Annotated in this window: 9 protein-coding genes; 7 read left to right on the top strand and 2 right to left on the bottom strand. The window is 67.4% G+C overall.

Annotated elements, in window-relative coordinates:
• Nucleotide 1 precedes the first annotated feature (1 nt).
• From AB0J95_RS24685 to add, 5 genes are all read left to right on the top strand, one after another.
• Entirely contained in the window at nt 2–760 is a 759-nt protein-coding gene (locus tag AB0J95_RS24685) for a class I SAM-dependent methyltransferase (protein WP_364762059.1), read from the top strand.
• Nucleotides 761–1,026: 266 nt separating this feature from the next.
• A complete protein-coding gene (locus tag AB0J95_RS24680) occupies nt 1,027–1,557 on the top strand; it encodes a hypothetical protein (RefSeq protein ID WP_364762056.1) in 531 nt (176 codons plus the stop codon).
• Nucleotides 1,558–1,571: 14 nt separating this feature from the next.
• Nucleotides 1,572–6,512 carry a hypothetical protein gene (locus tag AB0J95_RS24675; protein WP_364762053.1) on the top strand — a complete coding sequence of 1,647 codons (4,941 nt, stop codon included), beginning with the start codon at nt 1,572–1,574 and terminating at the stop codon, nt 6,510–6,512.
• Nucleotides 6,513–6,528: 16 nt separating this feature from the next.
• Nucleotides 6,529–7,209, top strand: a complete 681-nt coding sequence (locus tag AB0J95_RS24670) for a YcnI family protein (protein WP_364762051.1) — start codon at nt 6,529–6,531, stop codon at nt 7,207–7,209.
• Between the two features lie 74 nt (nt 7,210–7,283).
• A complete protein-coding gene (gene add, locus AB0J95_RS24665; RefSeq protein WP_364762048.1) occupies nt 7,284–8,243 on the top strand; it encodes an adenosine deaminase in 960 nt (319 codons plus the stop codon).
• Here the strand turns inward: add and AB0J95_RS24660 are convergent.
• Both AB0J95_RS24660 and AB0J95_RS24655 read right to left on the bottom strand, forming a co-directional pair.
• On the bottom strand, nt 8,206–9,936 hold the full coding sequence (locus AB0J95_RS24660; RefSeq protein ID WP_364762045.1) for a DUF4873 domain-containing protein: 1,731 nt from the start codon (nt 9,934–9,936) through the stop codon (nt 8,206–8,208). The two genes, add and AB0J95_RS24660, sit on opposite strands and share 38 nt — an antisense overlap.
• Entirely contained in the window at nt 9,933–10,820 is an 888-nt protein-coding gene (locus AB0J95_RS24655) for a diiron oxygenase (RefSeq protein ID WP_364762042.1), read from the bottom strand. Before AB0J95_RS24655 ends, AB0J95_RS24660 begins: the two co-directional genes overlap by 4 nt.
• A gap of 97 nt (nt 10,821–10,917) precedes the next feature.
• Here AB0J95_RS24655 and AB0J95_RS24650 point away from each other — a divergent pair, with 97 nt between their 5' ends.
• Complete coding sequence (locus AB0J95_RS24650; protein ID WP_364762039.1) at nt 10,918–11,505, top strand: TetR/AcrR family transcriptional regulator; 588 nt, start codon at nt 10,918–10,920, stop codon at nt 11,503–11,505.
• Nucleotides 11,506–11,650: 145 nt separating this feature from the next.
• The gene (locus AB0J95_RS24645; RefSeq protein ID WP_364762036.1) at nt 11,651–13,954 is read left to right on the top strand and encodes an alpha-L-fucosidase; all 2,304 of its coding nucleotides are present in this window, start codon (nt 11,651–11,653) and stop codon (nt 13,952–13,954) included.
• Nucleotides 13,955–14,167 lie beyond the last annotated feature (213 nt).

Raw genomic sequence — 14,167 nt, 5'->3', positions numbered from 1 at the left:
CATGCGGGCGGAGATCTTCGGTTCGCTGCACGCCCAGTGGTACGACCGCTGGCACGCGGGCAAGGACTACCAGTCCGAAGTGGACCAGCTGGTGGCCGTGTTCACCGAGCACGGCCGGGTGTCCTCGGTCATGGACATGGGGTGCGGCACCGGACGGCATCTGGAGAAGCTGGCCGAGGCCGGGTACGTGGTGGTCGGTGTGGACCGTTCCCCGGGCATGGTCGCCCAGGCGCGGCGCCGCCTCCAGCCCTACGCGGGCGCCTCAGTGGTCCAGGCCGACCTCCTGGAGGTCCGCCTGGGCAGCACGTTCGAGGCCGTGATCATGATGTTCTCGGTGTTCGGCTACCTGGGCACCACCGGGGAACTGCTCGGCGCGCTGGGCACCGCCCGGCGGCATCTACGCCCAGGAGGGTTGCTGGTACTGGACGTTCTCGACGGGGGAGCCGTGCTGAGCAACGGCCCCCGCGGCGGCTTCACGGCCATGACCGACGGCACCCAATCCCTGTTGCGCGCCACCACCGGCCGCGTGCACCCCGACGAACAGGTCTACGAGATGGGCGTGCACCTCTGGCTGATCGACGGTGACCGCCTCGTCGACCAGGACACCGAAACCCATTCGCTGCGCTTCTTCCTGCCCCGGGAACTGGAACTGATCCTCGAGGTCGCCGGTTTCGAGCTGATCGGTTCCGCGCCCATCGCCGGCGGCCAGCCCGGACCGGCCCGCGAGTGGAGCAAACTCGTGTGGGCGAGACGGACTTAGAGGTGCGGCAACCCATGCGCGGCGCAACCGAAGCGGCCAAGTACTGGTGGGCGGGCAAGGTCTCCTCGATCTGGCCGGATCGCTGTGATCGTCTGCGGCGACCAGCAACGCGATGCGCCGCCCCTGTTCGGCCGTCGTCATGCGGGGAGTCCACCGGGAGCACCTAGGTGGGATGACTCACCTAGGCGATTCCACTCATTCCTGCTCCATGAGCACCATGAAAACATTTCACTGCCTGGAAATGATACCTGGAAAGACCACCCTGCATGTTGCGAATAGCCGGTATCTCCCTTGTCCTCACGGCGGCCGCAGCGGTCGCTTTCTTTGGTGTGCGCGAGCTCTTCGCCGCCGAACAGCCACCGGCCGCCACGGATGTCTCGGCGAGCCTTGGCGGTCTGACCGCGTCGGTCGGCGCGGCGGACTGGGTCATGATGGATCACGACATGTCAAGCACGGCACCGGGTTACCAGATGCCACCGGCGATGATGCCGGGCATGCCGGCCGAGGGGCAGCAACGCCTCGCGGTGACCGTGACGGTGGTCAACTCCACCGGTGAAACGCGCCCGATCCGGCCGGGCAAGGAATTCCTGTTGCGAACCGAGCCGGCCGGAGAGCCGCTGTCCGCGCATTCCGACACGTTCGGTGAGCTGCCCAGGCTCGCTCCGGGCAGTGCGGTCAGCGGTGTGCTGTATTTCGACCTTCCGCCCCATTCCCCGGTGTGGATCGAATGGACTCACGAAGGTGCGACGGCTCGCCTCGCGATCGGCGTGGCACCTCCGCATTCGAACCACAACTGAAAGGAGCGGACGACATGCACTGGTCTGAAAATGACCGGTCGAGCGTCTCATGGGGAATGGAACGCGGTGTCGTGCTCGCCATTCTGCTGGCGGTCGCGGCCACCCTGTGGCGGCATGCGAGCGCGCCCGCGGACCTGGTCCCCGTCATGCGGGATGCCATCTTCACCGTCCCGGCCGCCGCGGTGGCCGTGTGGCTGGCCGCGAAGTCCCGGGCGCTGCTCGGGATTCAGTCCACTGTGGTCACCGCGGCACTGGTGTCCCTGTGGTTCCTGCCCGCTCTGGCACCGGTCGCGTTGCTGTTCCCCACGGACCAGCCGCTGCTCACGGTGCAGCCGCTCGCCTTCGTGACCGGCCTGGTCGTGCTCGCCTTCGCCCTGCCGCCGGCCGGCGAGCCGAGCCGCGGCCTGCGATACCGGCTAGCGACGCTAGCGGTCGTAGCAGCGGCAATCTCGTTGCAGGTCAACGCCTTGCCGACGGTCGCAGCGGCCGCACCGGCGCAGGCGGACGAGGAAGCCGGTGGCAGCTGTGCCACCGCGCCCAAGCGGACCTACAACGTGCAGGCGATCAACATCGACATCACGGTCAACCGGTTCGGCGACCACGACCCGTTCGGCTTCATGTACGCCTTGGCGGACAAGGTCGGCGAGATCCGGGCGCAGGAGGCGGCGCTGAAGGCCAACGCCGCCGAAGGCTCGGATGGCAGCGGTGCCAAGGTGTCCAACGGCCTGCGGCAGGACCCGATCCAGCCGTTGGTGCTGCGGGGACGGCTCGGTGAGTGCGTCGTGGTCAACCTGACCAACAAGCTCACCGACGCGCCGCATGGCGGCCCCGGGTTCGGCACCGTCCCGGTGTCGACGCAACCCGGTGGCGTGCCTTCGGTGTCGATGGACATGGCCGGTGTGGCGTATGACGCCGCGGCCGGTGCGGGCGGCCAGGCCGTCGGCACCAACCCGGCCGGTGTGATGGTGCCGCCGGGTGGTTCACACCAGTACCAGTTCTACCTCGACCCGCTGATGGGCGAGGGGGCCAAGGTGTTCCACAGCGGCGGCGACTCGGTGCAGCTCACCGCGCACGGCCTGTTCGGCACGCTCGTGGCCGAACCCGCCGGGGCGACCTGGCTGGACCCGGACACCGGCGCGGACCGCACGAACGACTCCAGGTTCAACAGCTTCTCGGCCATCATCCGGCCGGGCAGCGGGGTGTCGTTCCGCGAGTTCGTGATCATGTACCACGAGATCGGCGACGAGCAGTTCGCGCTGCGGCGGCCGGCCAGGGAGAACGGCGGCGACACCAACTGCTTCGACGACCCGGACGGCAACGGCGCGCCGCTGCCGATGCGGGACGAGGGCGGGATCGACAACTGCGGGACCGACACCGAGAGCTACCGGCCGGGCAGCCGGGCGCTGAACTACCGCAGTGAGCCGTTCTTCCGCCGTCAGGAACTCTTGGTGCAGACCCAGGGCGCGGACGACTCGACCCTGCCCGCGAGCGAGTCGCTGAACTACAGCTCGTACATCTTCGGCGACCCGGCGACCCCGATGCCGCGGTCCTACCTGGGCGAACCCACCAAGACCCGGCTCGTGCACGCGGGCTGGGAACAGCTGCACGTCCACCACCTGCACGGCGGCGGTGACCGGTGGCCGCAGAACCCCAACGCGGAGAACAGCAACTTCGCCGGTGGGCTGGAGAAGTTCCCGCCGAACAACCAGCCGTCGATCAACCTCGACTCGCAGACCATCGGCCCGTCGGAGACCTACAACCTGCAACACGAGTGTGGTGCGGGCGGTTGCCAGCAGGCGGCCGGGGACTTCCTCTACCACTGTCACATCGCGCACCACTACATCGCCGGGATGTGGGGCGTCTGGCGGGTGTACGACACCAAACAGGGTGACCTGGCGGTCATACCGGGTCGTACCGCTCCGCCGGCCGCTGTCACGTCCCAGGGTCTGCTCGGCCTGGACATCGAGGGCAAGCGGATCGTGCCCAAGGCCGGACTGACCAACCCGGCCACGCAGACCGCGGTCGAGGACCTCGTCGAGAGCGAGATCCCGCCGCAGGGCAAGCCGGCCAACAAGACCGACGCGACCGTACTGGACTGGACCAAGGCCGGGACGCTCGCGGCGCCCTTGTACCTCAACGAGGCCGACGACACCCAAGTGTGGGTGAACTACCAGTCGCCGACCCCGGGCCAGCGCAACCCGATCATGTTCAACCCGCTCAACGGCAGACCGGCGTATCCGTTGCTGGATCCGCATCTCGGCGCCCGGCCGCCGTTCTCGCCGAACGGGCACTCGGGAGCGCCGTACCTGGGCAACACCGCGTCCGCCACCAGACCGGACGGGCTCTGCCCGGCGTCCGCACCGGTACGCACCTACAACATCACCGCGATCAGCGTGCCCATCCAGGAGACCATCCGGGAGCGCGACGAGAACGGTGAGATCTATGTGCTCAACCAGGACAAGAACGCCGTGCTGTCCGGCGCGAAGGCGGCCGAGCCGCTGGTGATCCGGTCGAACGTCGGGGACTGTGTGGCGATCACGTTCTCGAGCGAGCTGAATCCGGAGATCCAGCAGAAGGTCAACATGCACACGCACTTCGTGCAGTTCGACCCGCAGGGCTCGGACGGCGTGATCACCGGGTTCAACTTCGAGACATCCGTCTACCACAACCAGATCACGCCGAGCACGCTGTCGTCGGTGAGCGGCAACCGGATCACCGTGTCCAGTGCCGCCGGGCTGCGGCCGGGGATCTCGGTCGCGGTCGGCGCGGGCCGGGCGAACATCGAGATCCGCAAGATCACCGCCATCTCGGGTAACACGCTGACGCTGGACAGCACGCTCGGCCAGGCGCACAGCAGTGGTGAGCCGGTGTCGGTCGAGTTCGTCCAGTACCGCTGGTACTCCGATGTGGACAGTGGCACGGTGTTCTGGCACGACCACGTCCAGGGCATCCAGTCCTGGGCGCACGGCCTGTTCGCCGCGCACATCATCGAGCCCAAGGGTTCGACCTACCACGACCCGAAGACCGGCAACCAGGTCCAAAGTGGAACGATCGTCGACATCCACACCACCGACACCGTCGGCGCCGGGGTGCGGGCGTCCTTCCGTGAGTACATGGTGTTCCTGGGCAACGGGCGGCAAGGCCGGCCCGAGCTGGACAACCCGGCTCTGGGGCGGCTCGACCGGCAGGCCGGCCAGGAGTGCGAGGAAGGCCTGATCAACCTCAGGGCGGCCCCGCTCGGCGAACGAAGTTCGACGGCGGACCAGCGTCAGGAGTTCGACGGCACGGTCTGCCGCAACGCGACCACGAAGGTGAACGACGGAACCGGAGCCAACACCGTCGCTGCGACGGTGACATCCGTTGACCCGTATGTGTTCTCGTCGACCAAGTACGGTGACCCCGGCACGCCGCTGTTCCGGGCGTACGTGGGCGATCCGGTCGTCATCCGCACCATCGGCGTCAACGATCGCGTGGAGTCGTTGCGGATCCAGGGACACCGGTTCGCGCGGGAGCGGTTCAACGCGGACGGTGAGCTGGTCACCACGGGGACGACGGGCATCTCCGAACGGTTCGACTACGTGCTCGACGGTGGCGCGGGCGGACCGGGCCACTTCGCGGGCGACTACCTCTACTACAGCACCAGGAACTTCGCGCTCGAGTCCGGGGCGTGGGGCATCTTCCGGGTGCACGACCACCTGCAGAGCGACCTGAAGCCGTTGCCAGGCCGGACAGCGCCGCCGTCCGGAGCGGGCTTCCCGTTGCTGCGGCCGAACACGGGCAACCCGCCACCGTCCACACAGGCCGGTGTGGTGTCCAACTCGGCCAGTCCGTGCGTGCAAGGCGCGCCCGCGCGTGACTACGACGTGACCGTGTTCAACAAGGCGCTGCCGACCGCTCCGAACGCGGACCAGGACGGCATCGTCTACGCGCTCACGTCCGATGTGGCCGCCATCAAGGCGGGCACGAAGAAGGTGGAACCCCTTGTGCTGCGCGCCAACCAGGGTGACTGCATGCACATCACGGTCCGCAACCAGATCACGAACGGGTCGAAGTACGGCGGCAGCAGAGCCGGGTTCGACCTCGGGAAGCTCCCGTACAACCCGCAGATCCAGGCGGGCACGGCGGTCGGGCTCAACCCGGACACCACTGTCGCGATCGGACAGACGTTCGTGTACCGGTTCACCGCGGACAAGGCGTTGGGAACAGCGGTCTTCCAGAACCTCGGCAGCACGGCGTCCATGCGCCACGGTGCCTACGGGCTGGTGATCGTCGAACCCAACGGCTCCACGTGGGCCAACAGCGCGGACAACGCGCCACTCGGTCCGAACAGGACGTCCACGCAGGCCATCATCCGCTCGTCCACCGGGAACTTCCGGGAGTTCGCGCTGATGATGGGCACCACCGACCAGCAGTACTCGCGCAGCATCTTCCCGTACCAGGACGTGGTCGCGGGTGCGGGGGTGAACAGCCAGTTCACCGACCTCAACCCGCCGGTGGCCAACCTCGGGTACAGCCAGATCAACTACTCGAGCGCGCCGCTGACCACGCGGCTCGGGCTGCCGTCCAACCCGTCGGCCGACTTCGGGTCCGCGTTCAGCTCGGCCCGCTTCGGTGATCCGGCGACCCCGGTGTTCCGGACGTTCACCGGCGACCCGGTGATCTTCCGGGTCGGAATCGGGGCCACCGACCAGTTCCACACGTTCTCCGTCAGCGGGCACGTGTTCCCGCAGGAGCCGAACATGTGGAACGGCACGACGGACAAGCGGTCCCAGCTGCTCGCCGCCAAGTCGGTGGCGTCCGGCGAGACCCTCGACGCCGAGCTCGTCGGCAGCAACAGCCGTTATCGCGGCGACTACCTGTACGGCGACATGCGTCAGCCCTTCACTGAAGCCGGTCTGTGGGGCATCCTGCGGGTGCTCCCGGCCGGAACGACGGCGCTGGCCCCGATCCAGTAAGGGAGGGTGAGACGACATGCCCCGGTTGCTGCGCCGCACCGTCCTCGTGGCGGTGGCCGGTGTCGCGGTGCTCGCGGTGACGGCTCCGCCCGCCGCGGCGCACGTCACGGTGCACTCCGACGAGGCAGTGCAGGGTGCCTTCGCGGAGATCGCGTTCCGGGTTCCGACGGAAAGCGCCACCGCGAGCACCGTCAAGCTGCGGGTCGCGTTCCCGGCGGACCAGCTGGTGGAGAACGTGTCGGTCCGGCCGCACCCCGGCTGGACCTACCAGCTCACCACGGTTCCGGTCCAGCAGGTGGCCCAGCACGCCGACCACTCGCACTCCGGGCCGTCGCAGACGGTCAGCGAGATCGAGTGGACGGCCGGTCCCGGGTCGGGAATCAAACCGGGCGAGTACGACGAGTTCCGGATCGCGGCGGGCCCGTTGCCTGCGACAACGGACAAGCTCACGTTCCGCGTCGTGCAGACCTACAGCGACGGCGAGGTCGCCCGGTGGATCGACCTCCCCGCCACAGGGGGCGGGGAGGCCGAACATCCAGCCCCCGTCCTGACCTTGCGCGGCCCCGCCGCCTTTTCCTCACCACAACCGGTGGTCGATGCGCCGACCATGCAGGCCTGGTGGGCGGTCGGGGTCGCCGGGATCGCGCTGATCCTGGCCATCGGTTCTGTCGTGCTCGCACTCCGTAGAAGGAGGTAACACTCCAGCCGGGACGGTCACACCGCTGCTGCGTCACGGCGGTGTGGCTGTCCCGTTTTCGCTAGATTGGGTTCGTGGATCTCAGGATGTTGCCGAAGGCGAACCTGCATCTGCATCTGACGGGTGCGATGCGGCCGTCGACGTTGGCTGAGCTGGCTTCGAGGTATGGGTTGACTGTGCCGCCGCCGCTGCCTCCTGGGCCGCATCCGTGGGAGGCGTTTCAGTCGAGGTATGACGCCGCGCGGGCAGCGATCCGGACGCCGGAGGATCTGCGGCGGGTCGTTCGTGAGGCCATTGTGGACGCTCGCGGGGATGGGTGTGTGTGGACGGAGATTCAGGTCGATCCGACGTCTTATGCGCCGCTGTTGGGTGGGTTTGAGGCGGTGGTCGAGGCGGCGTTGGACGCGATGCGGGGGGAGCCTTGTGGGTTGATCGTGGCTTCGAGCTGGGCGCGATCGGGGCGGCATGCGTTGGAGCTGGCGGAGTTGGCGGTGCGGTTTGGAGCCGTCGGGTTTGGACTGTCCAATGACGAGCGACGCGGGCAGGTCGCGGATTTCGTAGCGGCGGCGGAGACGGCCAAGGACTTGTTGGTCGTGCCGCATGGTGGGTTCTATCTGGGCGCGTGGCACGTGCGGGAGTGCGTGGAACTGCTGGGCGCCAACCGGCTCGGGCATGCGCTCACGGCCATGCGCGACCCGGCGACCTTGGAGTTGCTGGCCTCGCGGAATGTCGCGGTGGAGGTGTGCCCGGCTTCGTATCCGCCGTTGGGCGCGGCCGAGTACGAGGATCTTCCGTTGGGCGAGTTGCTGGACGCGGGGATCAGGGTCGCGCTGGCTTCGGACGATCCGTTGGTGTTCGGCGCGGATGTCACCGACCAGTACGAGATCGCACGCGCCCACATGGGGTTGGACGTGCGTCGGCTCGCGGAGATCGCCCGGGGTTCGATCACGGCGTCGGCCGCGCCGGAGGACCTGAGGACCCGGACGCTCGCCGAGATCAGTGCGTGGGAAACGGCGGCCGTCCAGTCCCGGTGACCCGGACGTTGCCCCACGGATCGATCTCGGTCAACCTGGCGTTGCTGGCTTTGCCGCCAGGCAGGCGAACCGTCACCTCCCGCAGGCCCGATTCGTGCAGCGCGGTGATTTCCGGGTTCCGCTGGATCCGGCCGTACCACTGGTAACTGCCGTCGATGGGCTGCAGATGACCGGTCAGATGGACCTCGACCGGGATCTCGGCGCCGTTCGCGGTCACCACCGCCGCGCTGCGGTGCGTCTCGTCCAGGTCACCCTCGAACGGCGTGAGGATGAAGTCATCGACCTTGGGGCGCCTGGTCCTGCGCCAGTAGAGCAGGCTGGAACCGGGCCACAGTGCGCGGTTGACGCCGTTCGCGTCCAGGTACCAGCTGTGACAGCCGGTGTTCCACACGCTGCGCCGAAGCCGCTGTTGCGCCCACTTGTTGAACCTCGCCTGGATGTGCGGCCTGACCTCGATCGCCCGTGAGTCCGTGCGGCCCATCAGCTTGAGGCAGCCCAGGATGTAGCGGACCTGGGCCTCGATGGTGAAGATCAGCGACTGGTTGCCGCCGCCGGAGTTGGGGCCCAGCAGCCAGAAGAAGTTCGGGAACCCGGCGACCATCATGCCGAGGTACGCCTCAGCGCCGTCTTTCCAGGCTTCAGCCAGCGTGGCCCGGCCGGTGACGTCCATTGTGGACTCGTAGATCTTGAACCCGGTGGCGAGGATAATGACATCCACCTTGTGCCGGGCGCCGTCCCCGGTCACCACCGCGTCCGGGGCGACCTCCTGGATCGGGTCGGTGACGAGGTCGACGTCCAGGCATTCGAGCGTGGGGTAGTAGTCGTTGGACACGAGGATCCGCTTACAGCCCACCACATAGGACGGCGTGAGCTTCCTGCGCAGCTCCGGATCGCGCACCTTGCGGGCGAGGTGACCGGAAGCCAGTGCCTGCAGGGACTTCTGGTACTTGGGGTTGACGAAGCCTGGGATCGTACTCTCGTAGAACCAGTAGAGCGCGTACCGGCGGGCTCGTTGCAGGAAAGGCAAGAGCCGCAACAGGGTGCGCTGGTTCGCCGAGATCGGCCGGTCGTGCTTGGGGATGATCCAGTGCGGTGTCCGCTGGAACACCGAGACGTGCGCGGCGATCTTGGCGATCTGCGGGACGAGCTGAACGGAGCTGGCCCCGGTTCCGATCACGGCCACGCGCTTGCCGGTCAGGTCGACGGAGTGGTCCCAGCGGGCGGTGTGGAACACGGGCCCGGCGAATGTGGACAGTCCACTGAGGTCAGGGATGTGCGGGTGATGCAGCGGACCTTGCGCCGTCACGACGATCCGCGCGGTCAGCACGTAACCATCGGCGGTGTCGATCCGCCAACGGTCGGTGGCCTGGTCGAAGGTGTACCTGACCGCCTCGGTGTTCAGCCGGATGTACGGCGCCAGTTCGAAGTCGGCGATCACGCGGTCGATGTAGTCCAGGATCTCGCGCTGGCCGGCGTAGGTCCGGGTCCACATGCGACTCGGCGCGAACGAGAACGAGTACAGCAGGGCCATGATGTCGCAGCCCGCGCCGGGATAGGTGTTGTCCCGCCAGGTGCCGCCGGCCCGGCCGGCCTTCTCCAGGACAACGAAGTCCTGGACGCCCGTTCGTTTCAACCCGATCGCCATGCACAGCCCGGACAACCCGGCTCCCACGATGACGACGTCGTGGTTCATGCGATGAACCCCGCTGCCCGCCACCGTTCCCGCGCCTTGCCGCGGAAGACGTCCTGGTCCTCCAGGAACTTCCGCAGCCGGTCGAAGCCTTGTTGCTTGGTGCGCCGGTGATGCGGGTTCGCCAGCGCCTGCCGCCGTGCCTCGCCCGGGTCCAGACCCGCGCGCCGGTAGACGTTCGGGTTCACCAGCTGGTCGCGCATGAACGGCCCGCCGATCCCGATGGTGCGCCCGACGATCTCGCGTTCCAGCCTGGGCGCGTGCCGCATCCGGCGCGCCAGGCCCTCGCGCGCCCACTGGATGTGCCGCGCCTCCTCGACGACGTGGATGCGCATCATCCGGCGTACCACCGGTTGCAGGCCCGGGTCGTCCATGATCTGCCGTTGCCAGACGTCGAAGATCTCCTCGCCGACCAATGCCCACGCCCACAGTTGGAGGCCGCGCATCCGCAGCGGTGCCATGCGGGTGAACAGCCGTTGGACCGGCGGCTGGCGGAACCGGCGCGCGCCGATCTTCTCGATCAGCCGGCCGAACATCAGCATGTGCCGGCACTCGTCGCCGATCTCGGTCAGCGCGTAGTGCGTGTGCCGGGCGGCCGGGTCGGCGTCGAAGATCATCCGCAGCAGCGCCTGGTTGAGGATGTTCTCGAACCAGTGGCCGACGCTGAGCAGGTTCGCCAGCTCCTGGCGGGACAGCTCCCGGCGCTGCGCGTCGGGCATCTCCTGCCAGAGCGGCGTTCCGTACAACGTGGACATGTGCGGCGGTAAGAAGTAGAGGTCCTCTGCGAGCGGCGCGTCCCAGTCGATGTCCACCGCCTGGTCGTAGGACCGGCGGACCGAGCCGTTGAGCAGCCGGGCGGCGGCAAGCTCCTGGTCGGTGTCTCGCATGGCGCCTCCTTTACGGAAGTCCATGAAACGTAAACCCAGGTGAGGGGCCCGGTCAACATCGAACGTTGACGTTTTCACCCTCGTTGTAAACTCGCTCATGGCCGGCGACCGGGAGATGCTCGAGCGGATCCTCGAAGCGGCCGAGGAATGCCTGCTCGACGCCGGGATCGGCGCCCGGCTGCACGCGCGGATCGCCGAACGCGCCGGGGTGTCCCGGCCGACCGTCTACAAGTACGTCGGCGACCAGGACGCCATCGTCCAGGCCCTGCTGCACCGCGACATCGCCCGGATGCACGCCCAGGCCGAGCCGATCCTGGGCGGCCCGGGCCCGCTGCGCGACCGGTTCATCGACACGATCGTGTTCATCGTCGGCTTCGCCCGCGAGCACGCGTTGCTGCAGAAGGGACTCCGTGAGGCGCCCGGGCTGATCCTGCCGTGGCTGACGGTCTACTCGGCGCCGATCCTCGAGCAGGGCGTGGCCTTTGTTCGGCCGTACATCAAACAAGCCATCGCGAACGGCGAGTTTCCGAACGTGGACGCCCGGGTGGTGGTCGAGTGGTGCGGGCGGCTGGTGTTGTCGCTGATCACGACCCCGGGGACGGTCCGGGTCGACTCGCCCGCCCTGCTGCGCCGGTACGTCGGCGATCTGCTCGACATCGGCGTTTCTACGACGGTTGGGTCTTGACGGGCGTAGGTCCGGCCCCGCAGCATCAAGTCATCGGATGACTCACGCGTAATCCGCCGCGCATGGCCACTCCGGGGTGTCCTGCTGTCTGCGTTGAGCAGGAAACATCGGATGACGTGCGATACCTGCACTCACTGGAGCGTGCATGCAAACCAGACCGAGACGCTGGATCACCCCACTAGCCCTGCTGACCCTGCTCACCGGCACCGTCCCCGCGGCCATGGCGGACGAGCCGTTGATCACGGCCACCATTCCCGACCCGGTCGTCGTCCCCATCACCCAGTACTACGACAACGACGGCATCGACTCCTCGTCCGCGCACGACGGCAACTTCGATGGCTCCGGGTACACCTACCCGGCCGAGGGCCTGCCCAGCGGGCGGATCGTCGTCGACGGAGTGCCGTACACGTTCCCAGTCGCCGCCGCGGGGGCCAAGAACAACATCGTCGCCATGGGGCAGAAGCTCGACGTGCCCAAGGGCAAGTACCACTCGCTGAACTTCCTGGTGTCCGGCAGCTACGGCATGGCCTCCGGGACCGCGACCGTCCACTATGCCGACGGCGGGACCACCACTGCTTCGCTGGCTGGCCCGGACTGGTACAGCTCGTCCGGCGCCATTTCCGCGCCGTTCCGGTACACCCCCGGCGGCGGTACCGACCAGCACCCGGTGTCCATCTCGGCCGCTCAGGTGTGGGCGGACGCGTCCCGTGAGGTCGTCGCGGTGACCTTGCCGACGACGAAACCCGCGCAGGAGGGGCAGACGAGCCTGCACGTGTTCGCTTTGAGCGCGCAGCCGGCCGCCAAGGGCAAGGCCTTGGTGGTTCAGGCGGCCCGGTCGACACCGAAGTTGTTGTCCTCCGGGGTGCAGGCGGTCGAGGCCACGGTGCGCAACCTCGGCGACGAGTGGATCACCCCGCAGGACTCGGTGAACGTGTACGCCGATGTCTTTGGGGCGCGGACTGTTCAGCCTGCCTCGGTTGCGCGGCTGGGGCCGGGCGAGGAGGCCCGCGTCCGGATCGGGATCGTTCGTGCCGGTGCTCCCGTCGACACGATCGTGAACGGGAAGGTTGTGGCGCAGGGGAAGCGTCTGCGGGCTTCCCAGGATGTGCGGTTCACCCTTGGCGTTGCCGACTACCAGGCGACCGACGCTTCTCTGGGGACGCACGAGTCGCCGTATTGGTTCGATGACGCCAAGTTCGGCATCTTCATCCACTGGGGCGTGTACTCGGTGCCCGCCTGGTCGCCGCCCGGTGAGCAGTACGCCGAGTGGTACTGGCGGTGGATGGAGGACCCGAACAACGCCGTCTACAAGTACCACGCGGACACCTACGGCAAGGATTTCAAGTACGACGACTTCATCCCGCAGTTCACCGCTGCTAAGTACGACCCGCGCGCTTGGGTTCAGATGATCGCGGGTGCGGGTGCGAAGTACTACGTGCTGACCTCCAAGCACCATGAGGGTTTCGCCTTGTTTGACTCCAAAGTGTCCGGTCGGGACGCGGTGGATCTCGGGCCGCACCGGGACTTGGTGAAGGACCTGTTCGATGCCTCGCGGAAGTACACCCCCGAACTGCGCAACGGGCTCTACTTCTCGATGCCGGAGTGGTACAACCCCGACAGCCCGTGGATGGGGCACCCACCCCGCAATCCGTACACCGGCGCGCCGGAGCCTTACACGGGTTACCAGTCCGGGCGTGACTACGTGCACGACCTCCAGGCGCCGCAGATGCGCGAGATCGTGAACCAGTACGACCCCGACGTGATCTGGTGTGACATCGGTGGGGCGAATGACAGCCGGTCGGTGTTCGCGGATTACTTCAACAAGGCCAAGAACCGGCCGTCGCCCAAGGACGTGACGGTTGACGACCGGTGCGGTATCCCCACGCACGACTTCACGACGCCGGAGTACACAACGTATCCGGATACCGTGGTGAAGAAGTGGGAGGCCAGTCGTGGGCTGGACCCGCGTTCCTACGGGTACAACAAGGCTACGCCGGACAGCATGTACATGACTGCCGATGAGGTCGTGGACACGTTGGTGGACACCAATAGTAAGAACGGCAACTTCCTGTTGGACATCGGTCCGCGTGCCGATGGCTCCATTCCGGAGATCATGCAGACCCGCTTGCGGGAGACCGGGGCTTGGCTGCGGGTGAACGGTGAGGCCATTTACGGGACTACTTATTGGTCGCGGATGGCTCAGCAGGGGAACCTGCGGTTCTCCATCAAGCCCAACTCGGCGTTCTACATTACTTCGCTGGAACGGTTGGGGAGTCAGGTTGTTGTGGATGCTCCGGTGCCTGTTCGGGCTGGGGATCGGGTGACTCTGTTGGGGTACAACGGTCCTGCGCTGAAGTGGGCTCAGCAGGGTGGGAAGTTGGTGATCGATGTTCCTGAGGCTGCTCGGAATTCTGGGCAGTATGCGTGGGTTCTGAAGATCGCGCAGTAGGTTCTGGTGCTCGTGGGTGGCTGTGTCCCTGACATGGCCGCCCACGAGGGCTGCCAATGGGGGCGCAGAACAGCGGGCCGGGAAGGCTTCTCCCTCGCGGGTTGGGCCGCGAGGGAGAAGCCTTTGGTGGGCGGGGTTTCACCGACCCAGTTCGTTCCCGCTCACCTGGGTGGGTGCTCGGGTGGCCGGAGCGCCGCCAGTTGTCCCGGCCAC

Origin of the sequence: Actinocrispum sp. NPDC049592, assembly GCF_040675465.1 — a bacterium.
Classification (GTDB): domain Bacteria; phylum Actinomycetota; class Actinomycetes; order Mycobacteriales; family Pseudonocardiaceae; genus Kibdelosporangium.
The sequence above is the reverse complement of the archived record's forward strand: the minus strand, read 5'-3'. Positions and strand labels throughout refer to the sequence as shown.